Genomic DNA, 22,449 nt, shown 5'->3' with positions numbered 1-22,449 from the left:
TCTCAACGCAATAATCTTTGCAAGCGTTCAGCTGTCAGCGATCAGTAAGACAGGTCAAAACAAAAACTTCAGTATGAGAACTTTTCTTGGGGGTAGGGGCTTATTGCAACACGCCCCTACCCCTTGTATCTTCCTGTTTTCGCTGAAAGCTGAGGGCTGATAGCTCTGAACGCTTACTGTTACGATTGTGTCCCGTGACCCCGCCTGCAGGGCGAGACCGATGGGAAAAGCACTCCGGTCAAAGTTACAACCCCTTGTAGACCGGTTTCCTCTTATTCAGGAATGCATCCATACCCTCTCTTGCGTCTTCCGACTTAAACAGGAAACCCAGGGCCTCTTGCGCGTAAGCCAGTTCTTCTCCATGGAGTTCCCTGTTGACGGCTAACTTTATCAGCTCTATGGCCAGAGGACCCTTAGACAGTATTTTCTGGGCCATTTCCATCGAGGCATCCATAAGGCTTTCATGAGGTACCACCTTGTTTATCAACCCTATCCTCAATGCCTCTTCGGCGGAGATCTGGTCGCAGGTCATGGCTAACTCCTTTGACTTTGCCCTTCCCACGATCTGATGTAACCGGAGAATGGCAAAGCCGGGAACCAGACCTATGGCCGCCTCCGGTACCCCAAACTTTGCCTTGTCAGAGGCGACGATCATATCACAGGAAATGGCAAGTTCTAACCCGCCGCCCAAGGCGAGACCGTTTACCGCAGCAATAACCGGCTTGGGGAATTTCTCCAGCATCGCTAAGAAAAGTATAACATCCCGCATAAACCTGCGAACACTCGATATATCGAATTTGAAACCACTTATATCTGCTCCGGCACAGAAAGCCCTTCCCGCTCCTGTGAGGATAACAACTCCTACCTCCCGATCATTCAGCGCCTCCTCATACGCCGTTCTCAGGTCGGCACGGATTTGATCACTGAGTGCATTCAACCTCTCCTGATAGTTCATGGTGATGATGGCGACACGATCTTTCTTCTCATACAGAACAACTTTTAAGTCCATAAAACAAACCCTCCTTCTTAAGAAGTAATCAGCCTGCTGACTCGCTTTCCTGTTTTTTGCAACGCTACATCATGGTATACCCGCCGCTGACACTGAGTGTCTGGCCGGTTATATGGCCTGCCCGGTCGGATGCCATAAAGACAACGGCGTTGGCAACATCCTCCGCCTTTCCAAGTTTGCGCAGCGGGTATGCCTTTGCCGCCTTCTCCTGTGCCTCGGGGGTAAAGACATTCATCATTTCGCCAGACCACAAACTTTTCTCGCCAACCGCATCTTTACTCTCGGGAACAGTCAAGCCAGGGCAGACAACGTTTAATCTTATGCCGAATCTACCCACTTCTCTCGCCAATGCCTTGGTGAGGGCAATAACGCCCCCCTTGCATCCGGCATAGACAGCTTCTCGGTATTCGCCCATCCTTCCTGCATCCGACCCGAGACTGACGATGGCCCCTTTCTTTCGCTCTACCATCTGATCAAGGACTGCTCGGGTGCAGTTTATCACCCCCCAGAAATCTATGGCGATCATCTTTTCCCACTTCTCTCTCGTCTCTTCCATGAAGAGCTGATCAACGGCCCATCCTACGTTATTGACCAGAATATCAACCTGTCCGAACTTGGCCGTTGCCTTCTTGACCATCTCTACCACTTCGTTGTTATTGGTCACATCGGTCTTTATAAAGAGAGATGCGGCGCCCAAATTTTTGACCTCCTCGGCAACCTTATTGCCCTGTGATTCATCCCACTCCGCGATCACCACATTGGCCTTTTCTTCGGCAAAGCGATGACAGATCGCACGACCGATATTTGATCCTCCACCTGTAACAATAACCGTCTTTCCTGCTAAATTTAAATCCATTTTTTCCTCCCTTTTGTCAAATTTTATCGGAACTTTCCTATGTTCACCGTCCTTTTTCACCGCCCGCTTCGCTCCAGACGCAGAGGTCGCACCTGAGTTTGTTGTTTTCCGTCCCTCTCAACAGAAAACAACAAATAATCTCTGCGCTCTCAGCGGCTCTGCGGTGAATACAGTCTTCTTTAAACATATATGGCCCTTGTCTAACCTCACAGCTCTAAAGATCTTACCCCTCTCATTTACGGGGGAGATTCAGGATACGTGTGGCGATGATCGTCCGTTGGATCTCCGAAGAACCACCCCAGGTAGTCAGGCTTCTCGAGTTGATCCAGCCCATAGTCGCCTGGTGTACAGAATTCCCCAATCCCTCTATATTATACCAGGATTGAGCATAGGGACCTATTGCCTCAAGATTAAGATCCAGCACACGCTGATAAAGTTCACCGCCATAAACCTTGAGAAAGGAGGAGCCCGGTCCAGGCGCCGCGCCGATTTTTAATTGTGATAATATCCTGAAAAAGGCGTAAAGAAGGGAATCACAGTCTACCTCCAGGGCCGCCAACTTCTTTCGGAAAACCTCGTCCTGGAGGAGGGGCTTTCCCCTGAAGATGGTTTTTGCGGCATTTTTGCGGACCGTTTCTATGGCATAGACCAGTTCCCCCATGGCGGAGGCGTCCAATCGCTCGTGTTCCAGGAGGGTCCCGGTAATCTTCCATCCTTCGTTGATTTTCCCCACCAGATTTTCCCTGGGAACCCGGACATTATCGAAAAATACCTCACAGAACGGTGCATGATCCGTCAAGGCCTCGATCGGACGGATGGTAATACCTGGAGATTTCATATCTACCAGTAAAAAGCTGATGCCTTCCTGCTTTTTCCCTGATGAATCTGTACGCACCAGCATAAACATCCAGTCCGCATGATCGGCCATGCTGGTCCATGTCTTCTGGCCATTGACAATAAACTCATTCCCCTCCAGAGAGGCTTTCGTCTTCAAACTGGCCAGATCCGATCCCGCCTCAGTTTCAGAAAACCCCTGGCACCATACAGTCTTACCGGAAATCATGTCCGGGATAAAACGTTCCTGCTGTTCCTTTGTACCAAACTGGAGCAGTATAGGCGCCAGCATGCCAAGAGATATAAATTTGGTCTTCGGCCTGGGGGCGCCGGAGAGACTGTATTCGTAATGGAAGATAAACTGCTCCGTCTCGCTGAAACCAGCGCCACCCATCTCCCTGGGAAATTCAGGGGCGGCCCACCCCTTCTCAAAGAGGGTCTTATGCCACTTTATCTGTAAATCAGGATCAAGGGTGCTCCCCCCGAGGGTCTGGTCTATGATCTCGGCAGGAGCATTTTCCCGGAACCATTTCCTGACTTCCTCCTGAAATCTCTGTTCGTCTTGAGAATATGAAACATTCATTTTTCAAACTCCTTAAAATCAATAACCCTTCATGGTCGCCACGCGCGCGAGATGATAATCGGCATCTCCAAAGAGGACTTCTGTCACCTTTGCCCGCTTCAGGAAAAAACCGATATCCGCTTCATTGGTGAAACCCATGGCCCCGAACAACTGCATGGCCGTTTTTGTCACCTCCAGATAGGCAGAGGAGCATTTGGTCTTGGCCGTGGATACGGCAAGGGACCTCTCCTCGGTCTTCTCATCTATGGAGGCAACGGCATAGTACGTGGCAGAGGCGGCCAGTTCCTTCTGGATGAACATATCGGCAGCCTTGTGCTGTAAGGTCTGAAAGGAACCGATGGGTCTGCCGAACTGTACCCTTTCGGAGAGATGGCGAACCGTCATTTCGAGAGAGGCATCCATCCCGCCAACCATTTCCGCACAGACACCCGCCGTGGCCTGATCAATAATATCCGCGAGTAGAGGATAACCGTCATCCTGCTTACCGATAATATCGCTTTCAGACACGGACGCATCCTTAAGGTCGAGGATACAGGCATTTCGCCCATCCATCGTTTTCAGAGGAGTTATCTCCACCCCGCTGGCCCCGCGGGAAATGATAAAGAGGGTGAGGCCATCAGCATCAGAGATGTCCCCCGATGTGCGGGCGGTAACGATAAATCTGTCCGCAGAGCAGCCATCGAGGACAAATATCTTTCTGCCGGAAAGGGAAAATCCGCCATTTTTTTGCCGGGCAGAGGTAGCACAGAAGTTAAGGTCATATCGGCCGCCATCCTCCAGGTATGCTACGGTGACAAATAGGTCACCGGCAACGATGGCAGGAATTATCTCCTCTTTTTGTGCTTCCGTACCGCCTGCGAGGACAAGATTCCCTCCTAACAAGACTGTAGAAATCCAGGGCTCAGGCAACAACCCCCTGCCAAATTCCTCCAGCAATACCATCACAAAGGTAAAATCCAATCCGAGGCCGCCGTACTCCTCGGGGTAGATGAGCCCCATCCACCCCAGTTCGGCCATCTTCTTCCAAACGTCTCTCGAGTAACCCCAGGGATCACCCTTTAATGCTCTCAAGCGGTTGAAAGAGTGTTCTTTTTTGACAAAGGAGGCAACACTCTCCCTGAAAAGAAGATGTTCACTTGTAAGTTCAAAATCCATCGCATATCCCCTTACATACCATTTATACTGAAAAAGGTTTTTTCCCTAAAAAGCACCAATCGTTAAAAACGGGATTTGGTCCAGCCACCTAACCTAACTTAAACAACTTTATCGCGTTATCTCTGAGGACCTTTATCTTAGTATCTTCACGAATGGGCAACCCCAAAAACTCTTGCTTCCAGCGCGTGATCCCAAATGCATGAGAACCCCAAAGCACTTTATCTCGACCCCTCGGGCTGTCCACAAATCTAATTGTGGCGGGCTCAAGGCCCGATGGCATATAGGCGTTTAGCATCCCATAGACATTGGGATGCCTCCAGATCATGGAGCACCACTCCTCAATCCACGGATAGCCAGTGTGGGTAAGGATTATGGCGAGATCGGGGAAATCTATGGCGACAACATCTGCATACATGGGGTGCCCTGGCTCGCTGGTAAGTGGTTCTGCCGAGTGACCAACCTGCATGCCTACCGGTATTCCCAGTTCTAGGCATTTGGCATAAAGGGGATAGTTCCTCCTGTCATCCGGCCTCAACCCAAAGCTGATGGGGTGGAACCATACATATTTAAAACCATACTCTTTGACTGCTCTCTCTATCTCCTCAAGGCTTTCCTTAATCCGGAAAGGATTGTAGGCGGCACCTCCGATTATCCTCCCATTAGACTTTTTACATATCTCGGCTACTTCTTCAAGGCTATAACCCATCATCATCGCATGGTCACGCTGGGACCACACAGGGACCATTGGGCATATCGCATAGTCTATCCCTACCTCATCCATTTCAGCCACCGCTTCTTCTACGGAGGACTTACAGGCAGCGCCTAAAACCTTCCATTCCTCCCCCGGCTTCGGTTGCACTTTCCTGAATACCCCGGCAAAGGTGGTAATAGCCATGATCTGGAACTCCCAATATTTGAAGGTATCTTGTAACCTTTGGGGCATACCACAATAATGTGGTAACAGACTGCAATCAACTGCCTTAATCTCCTTGAGGTCAATCTTCTTCTCCTCTGCCATCTTCTTCCCTCCTTTTACCCTTACTTAATATGTACTACTCTCCTCTTCTTTAAATATTCTTCGTACTCTTTTTCCCCGAATTTTAAGAACTCAGGTTGCCTCTTCTCAAAGAAGGCATTCTGCGCCTCTTTTTGTTCCTCGCTGTTCTGAAAGTCCGGGAACATCAGTTTTTGCATGTCAAAAGTATCCTCATGTCTCAGATGGCTGGATTCTGCATCAAAGGTAGCCTTTAGTATCTGAATACAAGTTGGGCTTTTTTCGAGGATCTCATTGCACCACTTATCCACCTCCTCATCAATCTTGTCGAGAGGGACAACGGAATTAACCAACCCCATCTCTAGCGCCTCCTGCGCGCTGTATCTACGGCAAAGCATCCACATTTCCCTTGCCTTTTTTGCACCAACTACTCTTACCGCGTATTGAATGGGCCAGCCACAGGCAGGGCTTCCCACACGGGGGCCATTTTGGGCAAATCTGGCGTTGTCGGCGGCAATGGTAAAATCACAGCAGTAAGCCATGTGGTTCCCCCCCCCAACGCTCCACCCTTTCACGACAGCGATGATCGGCTTTCTGCAGGCCACGATCATTTTATTGCAATTCAGGAAGACCGTATCTTCGAATTCGCCTTCCGCTTCCGCTTCCACATCCCCGCCGGTGCAAAACGCCTTATCCCCAGCGCCGGTCATAATTGCCACCCCGATGGAAGGATCGCTGTTGATATCAAAAACGCATTCCCACATATGACGGATGGTCGCCCCGGTAAATGAGTTCAACTTTGCAGGACGATTGATCGTCATTCTGGCAACTCCCCCTGTCTTCAGATATTTCTTCTCATAAATCAAATCATCAAAATCATATCCTTCTACTTTTCTCCATTCTTCATGAGCTGGTATCGCCATTTCCTTTCCTCCTCATTTATGTATTTAAATTATTTGGAGGCATTCAGCTATCAGCCGTCAGCTTTCAGTTTTCAGTAAAAACAAAAGCTTATCCTCCTTAAGATATTTACTATCTATAAGCGGCCATCCTTCACTGTCCGGTTTTTTCCTGACCGCTGATTGCTGACTGCTGACTGCTGAACGCTTAAAATCTTTCCCGCCATGGAATCCGCAAAGGCAGGAATCAGGATAAATTTTAACGTTTCCTTGACAAGAGCGATGTACTCGTCCCTCTTTATCCCGAGACTTGCCCGGAAGAATTCTTCTCCCGAAACAAAGGCATAAATGGCGTTCATGATAGTCAACACTTGCATTTTATGCCTTATAGAAACCTTTTTTTTGTCTCTACTGAGACCCATGGAAAAAGCGATGTTAGAGATGTACTCCGGCACACGGATATTCTGGCTTGACTCGTGACGGATCTTCACGAAACAACGGGAGAGGATTACCTTTGTTATCTCAGGGTGTTCAAAAAGATAATCGGTGATCGCTTCGATGGCAATTTTCATATGTTGGGCGAGGGGAAGACCGTGGATTACCCCTTCGAGATCAATAAGTTTTTTCCTCAGATCGTCGTTTATGTCAAGGACGACAGCTTCATACAGATTTCCCTTTTCCCCCCAGTGATAATACAGGGTAGAAACATCAATTCCCACCTCCCGGGCAATCATACGGGTGGTAGTGCCATGAAAGCCGTACTTCCCGAAAAGCCGTCGGGCAGCAATCAGGATTTTTACCCTCACAGTTTCGAGGTTCCGGGGTTTTTTCGCTGGAGAGTTTACCACCGTCTTTTCCCCATCATTTGTTTGATTTTCCCCATCATTTGTAGGATTCATTTTTAAGGAACAAAAATATAAAAGTCAAGTATTTTTTTACAATATAATTCCTTGAGAGGGTGGTCGTTTGGGCATTGAAAAGCAGAGTCATTGTGGTGGGACGAAAACTATCAGGAATCGGTCTTGACAAAAGGAGGGCGGGAACCCTATAAGAGAGTTCATCATAAAGAAGAAGCAGGGTTTAAAAAAATGTCAGAAAAAATCAGGACACGATTTGCCCCCTCTCCTACAGGTTTCCTGCATATCGGCGGGGCAAGAACGGCCCTCTTTAACTGGCTCTATGCCAGGCACAACAACGGGCAGTTTATTCTGAGGATCGAGGATACCGATCAGGTCCGCTCTACCGCTGAATCAACGGCGGCGATCCTGGATGCCCTGTTATGGCTCGGACTTAACTGGGATGAAGGTCCGTTCTTCCAGACAGAACGAGTGGAAATTTACAGAGAAATGGTAAAAAGGCTTGTTGATGAAGGAACGGCCTATTGCTGCATCTGTACCCCCGAGGAGCTGGAAGAAAAGAGGAAACGAGCGCTGGCCGAGGAGAGAAAACCAAGGTATGATGGCACATGCCGTGACAGAGGACTTGTTAGAACGGCAAGCTCAGCCGTGAGATTCCGCTGCCCCCGGGCTGGTATCACAATCGTGAACGACCTCATCAGGGGGTCCATCTCTTTTAATAATGAAGAACTGGATGATCTTGTCATCGAGCGGAGTGACGGCTGGCCAACCTATAATTTTGCCGTTGTGGTTGATGACGTGGAGATGAGCATCACTCATGTGATCCGGGGTGATGACCATCTGAACAACACGCCGCGTCAGATTCTCCTCTATGAAGCGATGGGAGCGGCAGTTCCCAAATTCGGTCATGTCCCGATGATCCTCGGCTCTGATAAAGCGAGATTGAGCAAGCGTCACGGCGCCACCTCCGTCATGGCTTACAGGGAAATGGGTTATCTGCCGGAGGCCCTGGTCAATTATCTTGTCAGGCTCGGCTGGTCTCATGGAGACCAGGAGATATTCTCCATGGAGGAACTGATCCGTCTGTTTACCCTCGAGGCAGTGGGAAAATCTGCCGCTGTCTTTAATCCGGAAAAACTCCTGTGGTTGAATCAGCGCTATATTAAAACGTATCCCGAAGAGAAACTGGTGGATACAATGAAACCCTTCTGGGAAAGGCGGGGACTGGATACCTCCGATCGAGAACTTACAGGAAGGATCGTTGCTGATTTCAGGGGGAGGGTAAAAACTCTCGTGGAGATGGCAGATGCGGGGGCTTTCTACTTCAAGGATGGCCTTGCTTATGACAACGAGGCGGCAGGAAAATTCCTCAAACCGGAGTTTGCAAGACATCTCCGGGCTGTTATGGAAAAGGTTTCCTCGTTGTCGGATTATACAAAAGATGGGATAGAGGGTTTTCTGCGGGCCGTGGCCGAGGAAAGGGGCACAAAACTCAAATCCGTTGCCCAGACACTGAGAGTTGCTCTGACGGGAAAAACGGTAAGCCCCGGTATTGATGAGGTCATGATCACCTTAGGGAAGGAACGGGTAGTCAAAAGGTTAAAGAGAGCCATTGAATATATAGAAAGTCGTAAGTCATAAGTCATAAGTCGTAAGTCGTAAGTCGTAAGTCGTAAGTCGTAAGTCGTAAGTCGTAAGTCATAAGTCGTAAGTCGTAAGTCAAAAACGAGGACGTATGACGTAAGACTGATGACGTAAGACTGATGACTGACGAAAGAGGGGGGAGATGTTAGCGGCAATCTATGTGAAAACTCGTAATAGGGAAAGGATCTCTCGGGAAGAAGGTCTGCTCCTTCTCAGCCGTGCGGACTTACTCGACCTTGCAGAGACGGCAAACGAAATCCGTTTCGAGAAGAATCCCGAACCGCAGGTAACGTTTGTGGTGGACTCAAATCCAAACTATACAAACATCTGTGAGAACAATTGTGTCTTCTGTGCATTCCACCGTCATCCGGGTGAAGAGGGCGCCTATACCTATACGGTTGATCAGATGATTCAGCATTTCAAAGATGCGGCGGCGAGGAGAGCCACCACAATCCTGTTGCAGGGTGGGGTAAATCCTGCCATCACCTTTGACTACTACCTGGAAATGGTAAAAAGGACAATTGCCGAAGTTCCTGAGGTCCATCCCCACTTCTATTCACCCCCGGAGATCATCGGCATGAGCCGTATCTCCGGTCTTTCGATTCCGGAGGTATTAGAAAAACTCTGGGATGCCGGTATGCGGACCATCCCCGGTGGTGGAGCTGAGGTTTTATCCGACAGGGTAAAGGAAAAAATCAGCAAAAAGAAAGGAATATCGGCGGATTGGCTTCAGGTGATGCGTGAAGCGCACAGGATCGGCTATAAATCAACGGCCACGATGATGTACGGGCATCTGGAGATAGATGAAGATATCCTGAGTCATCTGGAAAGTATCCGGCAGTTGCAGGATGAGTATTATGGCTTTACCGCCTTTATCCCCTGGAGTTTCAAGCCGGGGAACACGCCCCTTGCGAAAACCATTACTCAGCAGGTAACTGTGACCCGCTACCTGCAGATAATCGCCTTTTCAAGGATCTATCTGGACAACTTCCCCCATATACAGGCCTCGTGGTTTTCAGAAGGCAAAAAGACGGGACAGATCGCCCTCCATTTCGGGGCCGATGATTTCGGCGGGACATTGTTGGAAGAGAATGTCCATGCGGCGGCAGATTTTATAAACAGGACGGACACAAAAGAGTGCATACAGATGATACACGATGCAGGCTTTGATGCTGCCCAGAGGTCAACACTGTATGAAATTATAGAGGTGTTTCCCAGATCCGAAACGGCATTTTTAACCGCAATTCCTTTCAGCAGCACGTAGAGTCTCTATCGCGGGGCCGTTTGCATTCCTGATGAGCCATGATACCTTCCGGGTCAGAGGAAGTTTCCACGAAGGTCCTTACTCCGATTTCCCGGGGGGACATCAGGCTCATCATCAATGACCATTATCTTCTTGCCCATTGTGTCCTCCTTCTAATTATTTCCCTGATTCGCATCTTATACAAAATACCTGGAAAACTCCCCTTCCTTCCTGCTGATGACTTTGAAGCATTTCTCGCACGCTACACATAATTGATCTTGAATCCGCTTGCACCCAATAATGGCGATCTTTGTCATCTTCTTTTTCCTCCATTCCCCGAATTTCAGCGGTAGACCTATCTATTCAGGAACATCCAGAATGGAATGATAATTAGGAGAAAAACAATTACAACCAAATATTCAATGCCCTTTGTCACAAAGATGTCTACATACGTGAAGCCCTCCATTGTGTCATCTCCTCTTCTTATTTTTTGGTCTTACACCCTATTCTTCTCTTGCCCATTCAGGTGATTCCTTCAGGACTGGCATCCTATTTACAATCCACCTGAATACCCATATCTCTGCAAATACGATGGCGAGCGTTATGACAATCTCGATCCAGGTGGGAAAGTACCTTTCGCTCATAGGTACATACCATTTATACGCAATAAAAACGTAGTTTAACCTATTGATAATAATACCGGCCATCGTAAGGATGGCGGCAACACGGATGGAAAGGAGATTTCTATCCTTTACACCCTGGACGAAGATGAAGCAGGGGATAAGTACAAATCCAATCAATTCCAAGAGATACCAGTACCCCATAGGGGTATTTATGAGCGACCAATGCCTGCCGTGGATGAAGACGAGAACCTTCAAGAAGAAATAACCAAACATGGCAACTGCACATATCTTCCCAAGGCCTACTAATATATCGTCATAGGATCTGTGATGCTCTTCGTCTATCTGTTGGCTGAATACCTTATGGCTTATCGTTCCCTCGAATATTACCATCGAAAGTCCTGCAAAGATACTGGATATAAAGAATAGTACAGGGATAAATTCGGTGTACCATAGGGGATGAATCTTCCATTTTGCCATCATAACTAAGGCCCCGAGGCCTGATTGGTGGAGAGTGGAGAGTGTGATTCCGAATATCACTGCCCCCAGGGTCAGTGAGCCGAGGATTTTTCTAATCTTCTTCCAACCAAGCCATTCTGCAATTGCTGGAGAGAATTCAACCAGCGCTGTTAACATGTAAAGCAGGAAGTGCCAGGCAACGAGAAACAGGACAGAGTTTACTCCGAATTTATTTCCAATTATCGGGTTGACTATGTTCCACCAACGGCCACAATCCAGGAAGATCGCACCCGTATAAAAGACATAGGCAAGGAAGCCATTAAGAACCGTTGCCCTTATTATTGGATGATACTTTTTCGCTCCAAGGACATAGACTACGAAGGTAAGGACATATGCTCCCCCTGCAAACGCAACACCTGTCATGACATCAAATCCTATCCATATCCCCCATGGAAAGTCCTGGGAAAGGTTGGTGACAGGGTAGCCCAATCCCTTTGCAAGACGATAGACAATGAGAATTGCGCCGAGAAGGATTATAGGGGCAGAAATTACATTGAAAATCGTGAATATCCTTCCCTTTGGCTTCAACTCAGCGCGTATAAAGGTCACAAAATCTTTGAAGCTCTCTATTGTTGCCGTTTTTCCGTTCATCTGGTCATCCCCATTTAATTATATTAATCTTCCTCTCGTCTTGTCGCACGGTTCATTCCCAGCAAAATTAGAGGCCAAAGGACGAACACGAAGGGAACAGCGTAAAGAAAACCGGTGGTAAACTCCGGATAGGGGGTTGTTCCAAGGTCTCCCCGGAAACCTATCTGTTCAAAGGGAACTGCTGAGAGATAGATATATGATGTGCCACCCACTTCATGCCCACCATACACGCGGTGGACATAATTATGGGGATTTTGAAAGATCCGGCTATTGGCTTCATCCAAAATGTCCCTCCTCGCGCCAAATTTCAATGCTTCCACTGGACACGCTTCAACACAGGCAGGAAGTTTTCCTTCCTGGAACCTATCCCAGCAGAGATTGCACTTCTGAATTTTGGGAAAAGGACTATTGTATTCAAACTTTGGCATGTCAAAAGGACAAGAGACCATACATAACCTGCAACCTATACAATTTGTATCCCAGGTGACATGAGCTTCCTTTCTCTTTTTCATGGCCTTTACAAGGCATGCCGCAACACAGGCAGGCTGATTGCAGTGCATGCACTGCTGTTTTACAAAAATCTTTCCCTTCTCAGTTTCATAGCGGTTGACAACGGTCCACCGGGTCTCTGTCGTATTCCGTTTCTTTTCAAATACAGAATCATTGGAGATATCAGGCAGGGGCAAGTTATGCGCCTCGGCGCACGCCATCTCGCACCGCATGCAGCCAATACATCGGGTTGTATCAACAAGAACACCGAAGAATTCGTTGACCTCAAAAGCATTTTGGGCCTTGACAATAGAAGGTGTCAGAATATCTCCACAGGCAACCCCTCCTATCCCTATTCCTATCGTCTTCAGGAATTCCCTCCTGTCCATCGCACTTCTCCTTATCGTGTTAACAATACGAACTACCTCACTTCAATAGTCCGGTTTTTCTGAGATAACGATTTATCCACAAGCCTCTTGGCATGACAATCAGTGCATTTTAAAGGTTTTAGTTTCATCCTCTTGTGACAGTTTATACACTGGAGATGATACGCTGCAACAAGTCTCGGTTTTTTCAAATCCTGGAGGTCAAAGGAGACGTTATGGCAGTCTCTACAGAGTGGAGGAGGGCTTTTAGGTTCAATTGGAGTGTAATGGTGACACCCCGCACAGATAGTGGCTTTATCGGCATGGAAATAGTTGGCTAACCTGTTTCTATTCGAAATCTCAGATAACTTCTTGACATGGGCAAGATGAGGAAACCGAGCCGGCATATATTTCTTTTTTAAGACACCGATATCTATCACTTCGGGCGCCATTTCCGGCAGAGAGCCATCTAACGTCTCAAGCCTTCGCACGGCTCGATCTTCCCTGGAAGGCCCGCTATGGCAAACGATCTTGACTACATTAAGACGATAGAAGAGGTCCTCCCGAAAGCCCTCGGTCCGTACCAGATCGGGTAGGTTCTTATTAGTAGCTGCCACGATCCGTACATCGGCCTTAATAGAGGTTACCCCTCCGAGTGGTTCATACTCTTTCTCCTGTAAGATCCGAAGGAGCTTTACCTGGAGGGCGTGGGACATATCCCCTACCTCGTCGAGAAGAATGGTGCCTCCCTCTGCCAAGGCAAATCGGCCCGGTTTATCTTTCTTCGCATCGGTAAATGCCCCTTTAACATAGCCAAAAAGTTCGGACTCGAGAAGGGTATCGGGGAGGGCTCCGCAATGCACCTTGACATAAGGGTGATTCTTTCGGTGGCTCAGGTTATGGATAGCCCTGGCGAAAAGCTCTTTACCGGAACCGCTCGGCCCCTGGATAAGAACGGTAGCGTCGCTTTCGGCAATATCTGGAAGGATGTGAAAGATATCCTGAATTTGGTGATTCTTACCTATGATGTCTTCGAGGGCGTATCGCTTGGATAACTCCTTCCTCAATTCCTCTACCACCGAGAGGTCTCTGAAGGTTTCCACCGCCCCGATCACCTTTTCTTGTTCGTCCCTGAGCACAGCCGTGCTGATACTGACCGGCGCCTCTTTCCCGTTTTTCCTGAGGATGTTCACGGGCATGTTGATAATAGGTTTGCCTGTCCGTACAGTCTGCCTGAGGGCACAGTTTGTCTGGCAGATATTGGTTCTGAATATATCGAAACAATGCTGCCCAACGGCCTCTTCCCTGCTAAAACCTGTGATCTCTTGTGCTGCCCGATTGAAGGAGGTGATCTCTTCCTCGTCATTGATTGTGAAGACGCCATCAGCTATGCTATCGAGGATGATATTGAAAAAGGTTGTCGGCTCGTCTCTTCTCATAGCCCATTTATCAAACGTTCACAGCCTTCCCTATTTGGTTTGAGGCGTCATACGCCCCTTCGCCGCATTGATGAAGTCAGCCACAAGGGTTATAATTCATAATCTCCACATCGAGTTCCTCTGTGCTGCTCGCATTGGTGTTCAATGCGCTCAGTAAATTCCCATCTGACAGCCGGCGGCAAGAACCCCTCCCATGTTGCGACATTTCTCCAGGGTATCTTCGGTCAAGGCGCCTGTAGAAATCACAGGGTCATAGACCTTTTTGAACTTATAGCCCTGGGCAATCCGTTCGATACTCCTCAGGGCACCAGTACCGTCATTACCAGCGCTGATAAAGACCACGTAGGGTTTTCTCAAGACCTTATCCTGGGCGAGGTAAAAAGTCCTGTCAAAAAAATCCTTGACCATGCCTGACATATAGCCAAAGTTCTCCGGTGTACCAATCGCCAGACCGTCCGCCTCTAAAAGATCATCGAGGGTGGCGTCTTGCGCTTTTTTTATCATAACTTCGGTATTTTCAATGCCGCGGCTCCCTTCTGCAACGGCTAAGGCCATCTTTTCTGTATTCCCCGTCTGTGAGTGATAGATAATTAATATTCTGGACATGTCTCCCATCGTCTCCTACGTGTAAACAAATACTATAAAAGTTGGACTGTCAAATCAAACAAAAATAAGACCTTTGAAAAAAAGTTAAAATCTGTTAAGAACTCGATGGTTAAGTATAATCTGAAAAGAGTTGCATTTATGCAACTATAACCCTCTTCCAGAGTCGCTAAGATGCAACTTACTCCGGCTCACTTTTCTTCCAGACGTATTCAAGTAGTTGAAATACAAAATGTTCAAGATATACACCTTTTTGGCGTTATTTTTGTTTTATCTTATCACATCACAGGAGTGGGAAAATATGAGGGGTCTTGTCTGCCCCCTAACTGTAATGCGGCAATGGTACACGGGAGGGGGGGAAATGTCGCCACTGGAGGAGACACCTTACCAGGGGTATAGATCCCATGAGGTGGGTGAGGTAGAGGTCTTTGAGGAGTTTGAGGAGGGCCTTGCCGATCTTGATGGCTTTTCCCATATTATCCTCCTGTATCTCTTCCATAAATCTGACAGCTACTCTCTTAAAGTAAAACCGTTTCTGGATGATAGTCTCCGGGGCCTTTTTGCCACCCGGCATCCCGGAAGGCCCAATCCCATTGGATTATCTGTGGTAAAGCTCCTTTCAAGGAGAAAGAATATATTGCGGATCGCAGAAATAGACGCCCTGGATGGCACCCCTCTTCTCGATATCAAGCCCTATGTCCCTCAATTTGATCAGAGGGAGAAGGTAAAGGTTGGCTGGCTTGAGGGTAAAAGAATTAACTCCCCGGAGAGGAGTTGCAGGCATTGATAAAAGAGAAATACTTTTTAAGAATTATTTTCGTGATGATCGTTCTTCTGGGCGTCTATCTCTATAACGATCACATTGCCACGAATTACCAAAACTCGAGAGATACGCAAATGCGGATGGCGCTGCTGGGGACTCTGGGGGGACCGGCCATTCCAATCATTGCCCAGTGTTGTACTTCGAGGAACCTGGCCGAAGGGATATATGCCCGCCGGAGCGACTTGCCGGGAGGGTTCTGTTTCCACTCCGATTGCGATGTGGTTGTTACGCCGGGTGTTCTCTCTGAGAAGGTCTATACCCTCAAGGTGATAAAGAAATGAAGAATATGGCCAGGCACATAAACCTCTGGTTGATGGCCTCTCAAAACCTGCGCCGCTACAGGGGAAAATCTCTTGCCGCTGAACGCTTATCTTTTTTGCAAGGGCAAGCACCGATCAAGCTTCAAATATCTTTGCGCATCGCCATTTCTTCCTAATTTTCCAATTTCCCCTGTGGTAGGCGTAACTTGCCAGCAAGGGTAAGGCGGAGGTTGCCTCGGCATAAACCATCTGTTCACAGGCCATATCCACCTTCCCCCACGAGGTCGCTTCCCTCAGCGTAGAACTGGAGCATGCTCCGTCCCTCACATCGGCAACGGTGATCTGCACGGCATACTTATGCGGGGGGACCTGCTTGCCTAATATCTCGGCACAGATCACCGTATCCTGGGCAAAATTTTTCGGGACTCCTCCCCCGATAACGAGGAGTCCCGTCGTTTCAGCCCCTATCTTGATCATGGTTAACTCTCTAAAATCCTTCACGGAATCAATGGAGCAATGTTCTTCAGGGTGCTGATACTGATGCAGGACAAGACCAAAACCGGCGCTGCTGTCGGAAAAGGCGGGACAGAAGATCGGCACATCATGTTCGTAGGCCACCTGAACGAGGGAATCCTTCTTTCTCGCGTGGACCGTCAGGTATCGCCCCATCTCTTGGATAAACTCCCGGGAAGAATAGGGTCGGGGGGGCAGGGCATCGGCGATTGCACTGATCGTTCTGTCACAAACCTGGAGTTCTTCTTCATCAATGAAGGTATCGTAGATCCTGTCTATATATAATCTTCTCAATAGCCTGTCATCCACAAAGGGGGTACCCTGGTAATGTCTGAATCCGAGGGCCTCGAAAAAATCCGTATCTACAATCGTAGCGCCGGTGGCAACGATCACATCCACCATATTGTACTTTACGAGATCAGAATAGATCTGCATGCAACCAGCGGCGCTTGTACTGCCGGCTACAGTCAGTATGATGGCACAATCCGGGTCCATAAGCATTCTGTCGTATATGTCCGAGGCCACGGCAAGATCCCTTGCCGTGAAGGACATCCCCCTCATGGCCCGAATGATATCCACAGCATTGATGGATGTTATATCAATGTGCTCAACCGGTGTCTTCAAGTAATCCTTCTTTTCCATAACACCTTACACCTTCAAGGTTAAAAGTTAAAAAAGCTGAAAGCTGATTAGAAGGATAACTAAAGTAAGGAGATGGGAGATCCCCAGTTCCTCTCTCCTTGTCGTAACCCTTTCCTTGACCTCCTGACTCATCACAACATCATCCGGCCAGGGCCGTGGATGACCATCCTCCCGTCCCTTTCGCGTGGCATCAATAACCGCCTGGTTACCCCTGACGACAATATCCCTCAGGGGATCCACATTATTGAATCCTTTCCATAACAGGAGAGAATTATCAGAGAGATCAATATCTGCATCGTAAAGGACAGCGATACTTTGCGGTGGTATTGTCTTCGCAAGGAAAAGCAATTTCGTAAAAAAGCGCCCCCTTTTCCCAAGCCCCTTATCCACCTGTAAAAGGATAAGTGGATGCACTACAGAGGTAAACGGCATCCGGCAGGAGAGAAAGCCTTCATCCAGCGCCTTGAGTTCTCTGAGGATTTCCCCTGCCGCCGGCAATTCCACACCATCACGATGCAGACTTCCGGTCTCCCTGGGAACCTCTCCCCTGATCCTCTCCGTGGCGTCAATCCCTATCTTTCCTCCAAAGAGGGGATTAGGCGCCGCGTGATCGAGAACGTCCAGTATCCCCTCGGTGATGACAAGATCGCTCTTTAAGTCAACTGTATCGAGAATCTTTGTAAAAAGCCCCTTGAGATCGCGAAGGTCGGCAGCGCCATCCACCACGACGATCATCTTACAGAAACTCATCTGGCCGGCTCCCCAAAGGCCGTGGATCGCCTTCCTCGGATGGCCGGGATATTCCTTATCAAGGGCAACAATGGTAATATTGTGAAAAACACCTTCCCAGGGCATGACATAATCCGCGATTTCCGGCATGGTGGCCTGCAGCAGGGGAAGAAAGAGCCTTTCTGTTGCCTTTGCCAGATAGCAGTCTTCCATCGGGGGCCGGCCAACGACCGTGGCGCTGTAAACGGCATTTTTCCGGTGGGTTATGGCGGTTACATGAAAGACAGGATAATCATCCTGGAGGGAGTAGTACCCCGTGTGATCACCGAATGGTCCTTCCAGTCTCCTCTCCTCCGGGACGATGTAACCTTCGAGGACAATCTCCGCCTCCGCAGGAACCTCCATATCCACGGTGATCCCCTTTACCATCTCCACCGGTTTGCCCCGGATGAATCCGGCCAGGATCATCTCGTCAATACCACGGGGCAGGGGAGCGGTTGCCGCATAGGTAACGGCGGGATCTGTGCCGATGGCTACCGCCACTTCCATCCTTTTACCGGCTCTGCGGTACTCATTAAAATAATGCGAACCGTCCTTGTGGATATGCCAGTGCATCCCCGTAGTATTCTTATCAAAGACCTGAAGACGGTACATACCGGCATTTCTCTTTCCGGTGGTGAGACTTTTAGTGAATACAACGGGTAGGGTGATAAAAGGACCGCCGTCACCGGGCCAGCAATGGAGGACCGGCAATTTGCTCAGGCCAACCTGATCACCCCTCAAAACAACCTCCTGACAGGGGGGATGGGCCATCCTGACAACCTTGGGGAGGTACCACCCCCAGCTCAGGACCCTGGTCAGGAACTGGAGTTTCTCCCTCAAGGTCTTCGGCGGGGCCTGTTCCAGTATCTCCTTTACCCTTCTCTCCAGATCGTCCAGATTCCTCACCCCCAAGGCGAGGGCAATCCTCTTTGCACTGCCAAAGGCATTGGTAATCACGGGAAAGGAAGAACCGTCCACTTGCTCAAAGAGCAACGCCTTGCCGCCGGATGGGCCCTTGGAGACCCTGTCCGTTATCTCGGTGATCTCAAGGAAAGAAGAGACGGGGGCCTTGATCCTCACCAGTTCTCCCTCCGCTTCGAGGACCCGAACGAAGTCAGTCAGATTCCTGTAATTCTTCTTCTCAGGCATGTCTCTCCCCCCACCTCGGGATCAGGTGGTGTTCCAGATGAAGGTGATCGAGTATCCTCCCCACCATAAAGTTCACCAGATCGGCGATTCCTTGCGGCCGGTGATAAAAGGGAGGACTCGCCGGCATGATCACGGCGCCGGCCTCCGTTGCCGCGACCATATTTCGCAGATGGATCAGGCTTACCGGGGTCTCCCTGGGAACCAGGACGAGGGGACGCCTCTCCTTCAGGGTAACGTCGGCGGCCCTTTCGATCAGATTGCCGGCGTGGCCTGCGGCAATAGTAGAAAGAGTCCTCATGGAACAGGGAACGACCACCATCCCGGAGGACTGAAAGGAACCACTGGCTGGTGGGGCGAACATATCGCCGATGGGGTGCAGGATTAAATCGCCTGCCGCTGTTTTGGGTCTCAGTTTCCGGGCGATGAAGTCATCCAGAGTTTCATCATGCCAGTCCTGCTCATAACGCATGATATCCCAACCCATGGCGGATACGATGAGATGGATCTCAAGAGGCATCGTCAGCAGGATCTCGAGAAGCCTCACCGCATAAACGGTACCGGAAGCGCCGGTTGTCCCCACAATAATCCGTTTTTTCAAAACATCCTCCCCACCATCTCCTCGGTCAGCAAAGCGGCAAATAAGAGGAGAGAAATGACGCTGTTTACGTGATAAAAGGCGATGTTGACTCTTGAGAGATCATCCGGTTTGACAAGTCTGTGCTCTACGATCAGAAGAATACCGATGACAGAGACAAAGGTGAGATAATAGGGGCTGAGGGCAAAGATCCGCCAGAGAGATAAAAGTGACAGGAAGGCGATCAAATGGAGGAGCGAGGAAAAACGCATGGCTCTCGCCAGGCCGAACCTTGCCGGCATGGAGTAGAGCCTCTGCCGGCGGTCAAACTCCATATCCTGGCAGGCGTAGAGAATATCGAACCCGGCGATGTAGGTGCAAAGGGTCAGGGACAGGGCCAATATCTTGGCAGAAAATGTTCCCGTTACGGCAACCCAGACCGCTATGGGTACCAACCCCTGGACCAATCCCAGGACAATGTGTGATAACCAGGTAAACCTCTTCGTGTAGGAATAACCGAAGAGGGCAAGCAAAACGGGGAAGGAAAACCAGAAGCAGATTTCAGAGATGGCCGCTGCCGCAAGGATAAAAAGGATACTTGAACCTGTGATGAAGATCGCCGTTTCCCGGAGAGAAATACGGCCGGCGGGAATCTCCCTTTCCGCGGTCCGCGGATTTTCCGCATCGTCCTTTGCATCGGCAAAACGGTTGAACCCCATGGCGGCGGATCTGGCTCCTACCATCGCCACAATAACCAAAAAGACGAGACGGGAGGTAATAGGATGCTCTCTGTGCGCCAGAAGGAGAGCAGCGAGAGCAAAGGGCAGGGCAAAGACGGTATGGGAAAATTTAATCATCCGCCCGTAGGTGACAACCCTGGAATACCATCTGAAAATCTCTTCTGCAAACAGGGCTTTTCTTATCATCTCCTCCTCTGTTATGAGTCCCATTTCTCTGCCTGCTGGATTTTTTAACACAAAAATTAAGAAATAACAAGACGGCATCACTCAGGGATTGCTTATTGACAATATTTTAGAGAAGGATAAAATGCGGCGGAAGATGGACATCAATTTTCGTGACCAACAACTCATTCCCGCATGGGAGAAGTTTCAGAAGGGCGAGAGACTTTCCCTGCAAGACGGTCTGGTGATGTTCCGTACAGGCGACATCATCTCCCTCGGTAAGATGGCGCATGCCGCTCAGCAACAGAAGAGTGGAGACGCCGCCTACTTCGCCCTCAACCAGAAGATCGAACCAACAAACATCTGTGTACTCTCCTGCAGGTTTTGCGCCTTTGCCGCCAAGCGGGGCAGGCCCGGCGCTTACGAGATGACCATCGAGGATATCCTGGGCAGGCTGACACCCCATGTCCAAGAAGTACACATCACCGGCGCCCTCCACCCGGATTGGGAGTGGCAGCACTACCTCCAGATGATCTCCGCGATCAGGAAGAACTTCTCGAACATCAACATCAAGGCCTTCACCGCCGTGGAAGCCGATTTCTTCCGCAGGAAATTCAAACTTCCCCTCGCAGAGATCCTTCTCCAGTTGAAGGAGGCAGGACTGGACACAATGCCGGGGGGTGGGGCGGAGGTCTTTTCGGAACGTATCCGCAAACTACTCTTTCCTCAGAAGATCGGCGCGGAGACCTGGCTCGAGGTGCACAAAACCGCACACCGGCTTGGCATCCCCACGAATGCAACGCTCCTTTACGGCCATCTCGAGACATACGAAGAACGGCTGATTCACATGATCAAGCTCCGGGAGGCACAGGATGAAACGGGCGGTTTTTTTGCGTTTATCCCCCTTGCCTTCCAGGCCGGCAGTACGGGGATTAGACCCCAAAGCGGTTTCTCCTCCGCCATTGACGACTTAAAAACAATCGCCGTTTCACGCCTGATGCTGGATAACTTTCCCCATATCAAGGCGTACTGGGTCATGCTGACGGAGGAGATCGCCTCCGTGGCCCTGAACTTCGGGGCTGATGACATGGATGGAACCGTGGGAGGGGAGAGAATCGCACACGATGCCGGGGCAACAAGCCCGACAGCGCTGGCAAAAGAGCGGATCATCAGGATCATCAAAGATGCCCGAAAGATACCGGTGGAACGCGATGCCTATTATAACCCACTGAACATCTATGCCGAAGATGTCATCGGGAAGATTCCCTACCTTAATTCCGTCCCCTTCTACGAATATTTTGAGAAGGGAGAATTCAAAATTTTACCGGTTACACCGCGGCAGATGGGAGCCTTGTCGAGGAAGGGACAGATTGATGCCGCCCCCTTCTCGCTGATGGATTATCTCGCCCAGGAAGACAGTCTTGAGACGATGAGCTGCTGCATTGCCGGACGTGATCAGATTAAGAGTATCATGCTCTTTGCGAGGGAAGACTGGGCCGGCCTCGCGGAGAAAAACATCGGCATCACGGACGAAACGGCGACGTCGGTAAAACTGCTCCATGTCCTCCTCGAGAAAAAATACGGGTTGAGAGCGAACTTCATACGCATGCATCTCGGGGTCAATGATTACCATGCGTTTGCCGCGGTGCTGCTCATCGGTGATGAGGCATTAAAACGTAAAAAATACGGTCTTCCCGGGTTTGAACTCGTGTACGACCTTGCCAGGGAATGGCACGATTGGCAAAAACTCCCCTTTGTCTTTGCCGTGTGGGCGCAGAAAAAATCTCTACCGGCCGCTAAAAAGCTGGAACTGCAACAGGCGCTGCAAAAATCCCTCGAGAGGGCAGAGGATGAACTCGATTCTATCGGTTGCCTGCATGGAAAAAGGATCGGCCTGTCTCCCCCAGAGACTAAAGAATACCTTGAAGGATTTATTTACCGCCTTGGAGAGCGTGAGATGAAGGCCATATCAGTCTTTCGGAAGTTGCTGGAAGAGGTTGAAGAGGCAGGGAAAAGTTAAAAGTTGGAAGTGCCTAAAGTTGGAAATTAAAAAACTTTAGCTGATCTTTAACAGTTGCCAAAAAATAGTTTAGCTATTCTGTATAGATAAGTGTC

General features: G+C 49.4%; 21 protein-coding genes. 6 read left to right on the top strand and 15 right to left on the bottom strand.

Going from position 1 to position 22,449, the window contains the following annotated elements; genetic code table 11:
- Window positions 1-244 precede the first annotated feature (244 nt).
- The 7 genes from QMD03_03500 to QMD03_03470 form a co-directional block, all read right to left on the bottom strand.
- Window positions 245-1,009 carry an enoyl-CoA hydratase/isomerase family protein gene (locus QMD03_03500; protein MDI6776296.1) on the bottom strand — a complete coding sequence of 255 codons (765 nt, stop codon included), beginning with the start codon at window positions 1,007-1,009 and terminating at the stop codon, window positions 245-247.
- A 64-nt stretch (window positions 1,010-1,073) separates the two neighbouring features.
- Window positions 1,074-1,865: an SDR family oxidoreductase gene (locus QMD03_03495; GenBank protein MDI6776295.1), complete on the bottom strand. Its 792-nt coding sequence runs from the start codon at window positions 1,863-1,865 to the stop codon at window positions 1,074-1,076.
- 232 nt (window positions 1,866-2,097) lie between these two features.
- Window positions 2,098-3,282: an acyl-CoA dehydrogenase family protein gene (locus QMD03_03490; GenBank protein MDI6776294.1), complete on the bottom strand. Its 1,185-nt coding sequence runs from the start codon at window positions 3,280-3,282 to the stop codon at window positions 2,098-2,100.
- 18 nt (window positions 3,283-3,300) lie between these two features.
- Window positions 3,301-4,437 (bottom strand): acyl-CoA dehydrogenase family protein, encoded by a 1,137-nt coding sequence (locus QMD03_03485; GenBank protein ID MDI6776293.1) that lies wholly within the window; start codon window positions 4,435-4,437, stop codon window positions 3,301-3,303.
- A gap of 88 nt (window positions 4,438-4,525) precedes the next feature.
- Window positions 4,526-5,455: an amidohydrolase family protein gene (locus tag QMD03_03480; GenBank protein ID MDI6776292.1), complete on the bottom strand. Its 930-nt coding sequence runs from the start codon at window positions 5,453-5,455 to the stop codon at window positions 4,526-4,528.
- 20 nt (window positions 5,456-5,475) lie between these two features.
- Window positions 5,476-6,354: an enoyl-CoA hydratase-related protein gene (locus tag QMD03_03475; protein MDI6776291.1), complete on the bottom strand. Its 879-nt coding sequence runs from the start codon at window positions 6,352-6,354 to the stop codon at window positions 5,476-5,478.
- Between the two features lie 113 nt (window positions 6,355-6,467).
- The gene (locus QMD03_03470; GenBank protein MDI6776290.1) at window positions 6,468-7,178 is read right to left on the bottom strand and encodes a TetR/AcrR family transcriptional regulator; all 711 of its coding nucleotides are present in this window, start codon (window positions 7,176-7,178) and stop codon (window positions 6,468-6,470) included.
- Window positions 7,179-7,418: 240 nt separating this feature from the next.
- On the opposite strand from QMD03_03470, the gene gltX reads away from it, so the two are divergent.
- The 3 genes from gltX to QMD03_03455 all read left to right on the top strand — a co-directional run bounded on the left by gltX (window position 7,419) and on the right by QMD03_03455 (window position 10,346).
- A complete protein-coding gene (gene gltX / locus QMD03_03465; GenBank protein MDI6776289.1) occupies window positions 7,419-8,828 on the top strand; it encodes a glutamate--tRNA ligase in 1,410 nt (469 codons plus the stop codon).
- 145 nt (window positions 8,829-8,973) lie between these two features.
- Entirely contained in the window at window positions 8,974-10,095 is a 1,122-nt protein-coding gene (gene mqnC / locus QMD03_03460) for a cyclic dehypoxanthinyl futalosine synthase (GenBank protein ID MDI6776288.1), read from the top strand.
- Window positions 10,096-10,133: 38 nt separating this feature from the next.
- Window positions 10,134-10,346, top strand: coding sequence for a hypothetical protein (locus tag QMD03_03455; GenBank protein MDI6776287.1), 213 nt, complete (start codon window positions 10,134-10,136; stop codon window positions 10,344-10,346).
- Between the two features lie 231 nt (window positions 10,347-10,577).
- On the opposite strand, the gene nrfD is transcribed toward QMD03_03455, so the two are convergent.
- The 4 genes from nrfD to QMD03_03435 all read right to left on the bottom strand — a co-directional run bounded on the left by nrfD (window position 10,578) and on the right by QMD03_03435 (window position 14,703).
- Window positions 10,578-11,804 carry a polysulfide reductase NrfD gene (gene nrfD / locus QMD03_03450; GenBank protein ID MDI6776286.1) on the bottom strand — a complete coding sequence of 409 codons (1,227 nt, stop codon included), beginning with the start codon at window positions 11,802-11,804 and terminating at the stop codon, window positions 10,578-10,580.
- Window positions 11,805-11,827: 23 nt separating this feature from the next.
- Window positions 11,828-12,682: a 4Fe-4S dicluster domain-containing protein gene (locus QMD03_03445; GenBank protein MDI6776285.1), complete on the bottom strand. Its 855-nt coding sequence runs from the start codon at window positions 12,680-12,682 to the stop codon at window positions 11,828-11,830.
- A gap of 32 nt (window positions 12,683-12,714) precedes the next feature.
- A complete protein-coding gene (locus QMD03_03440) occupies window positions 12,715-14,097 on the bottom strand; it encodes a sigma 54-interacting transcriptional regulator (GenBank protein MDI6776284.1) in 1,383 nt (460 codons plus the stop codon).
- A gap of 150 nt (window positions 14,098-14,247) precedes the next feature.
- Window positions 14,248-14,703: an NAD(P)H-dependent oxidoreductase gene (locus tag QMD03_03435; GenBank protein ID MDI6776283.1), complete on the bottom strand. Its 456-nt coding sequence runs from the start codon at window positions 14,701-14,703 to the stop codon at window positions 14,248-14,250.
- 298 nt (window positions 14,704-15,001) lie between these two features.
- Here QMD03_03435 and tsaA point away from each other — a divergent pair, with 298 nt between their 5' ends.
- On the top strand, window positions 15,002-15,487 hold the full coding sequence (gene tsaA / locus QMD03_03430; GenBank protein MDI6776282.1) for a tRNA (N6-threonylcarbamoyladenosine(37)-N6)-methyltransferase TrmO: 486 nt from the start codon (window positions 15,002-15,004) through the stop codon (window positions 15,485-15,487).
- Window positions 15,484-15,804, top strand: coding sequence for a hypothetical protein (locus QMD03_03425; GenBank protein MDI6776281.1), 321 nt, complete (start codon window positions 15,484-15,486; stop codon window positions 15,802-15,804). Before tsaA ends, QMD03_03425 begins: the two co-directional genes overlap by 4 nt.
- 114 nt (window positions 15,805-15,918) lie before the next feature.
- Here QMD03_03425 and QMD03_03420 read toward each other — a convergent pair whose 3' ends face one another.
- From QMD03_03420 to QMD03_03405, 4 genes are read right to left on the bottom strand one after another with little or no spacing between them, the layout of a single operon-like run.
- On the bottom strand, window positions 15,919-16,938 hold the full coding sequence (locus QMD03_03420; GenBank protein MDI6776280.1) for a deoxyhypusine synthase: 1,020 nt from the start codon (window positions 16,936-16,938) through the stop codon (window positions 15,919-15,921).
- 27 nt (window positions 16,939-16,965) lie between these two features.
- The gene (locus QMD03_03415) at window positions 16,966-18,858 is read right to left on the bottom strand and encodes a menaquinone biosynthesis decarboxylase (GenBank protein ID MDI6776279.1); all 1,893 of its coding nucleotides are present in this window, start codon (window positions 18,856-18,858) and stop codon (window positions 16,966-16,968) included.
- Window positions 18,851-19,456, bottom strand: coding sequence for a flavin prenyltransferase UbiX (locus QMD03_03410; GenBank protein ID MDI6776278.1), 606 nt, complete (start codon window positions 19,454-19,456; stop codon window positions 18,851-18,853). The genes QMD03_03415 and QMD03_03410 overlap by 8 nt, the downstream gene beginning before the upstream one ends.
- The gene (locus QMD03_03405) at window positions 19,453-20,382 is read right to left on the bottom strand and encodes a UbiA-like polyprenyltransferase (GenBank protein MDI6776277.1); all 930 of its coding nucleotides are present in this window, start codon (window positions 20,380-20,382) and stop codon (window positions 19,453-19,455) included. The genes QMD03_03410 and QMD03_03405 overlap by 4 nt, the downstream gene beginning before the upstream one ends.
- A 97-nt stretch (window positions 20,383-20,479) precedes the next feature.
- Between QMD03_03405 and mqnE the strand changes: the two genes are divergently transcribed.
- Window positions 20,480-22,354, top strand: a complete 1,875-nt coding sequence (gene mqnE / locus QMD03_03400) for an aminofutalosine synthase MqnE (GenBank protein ID MDI6776276.1) — start codon at window positions 20,480-20,482, stop codon at window positions 22,352-22,354.
- The last annotated feature ends 95 nt before the right edge of the window (window positions 22,355-22,449 follow it).

It is taken from the genome of Syntrophales bacterium, from assembly GCA_030018935.1.
In the GTDB taxonomy this organism is placed as follows: domain Bacteria; phylum Desulfobacterota; class Syntrophia; order Syntrophales; family CG2-30-49-12; genus CG2-30-49-12.
Note: the sequence above shows the minus strand (reverse complement) of the source record. Positions and strands in the feature narration are given on the sequence as shown.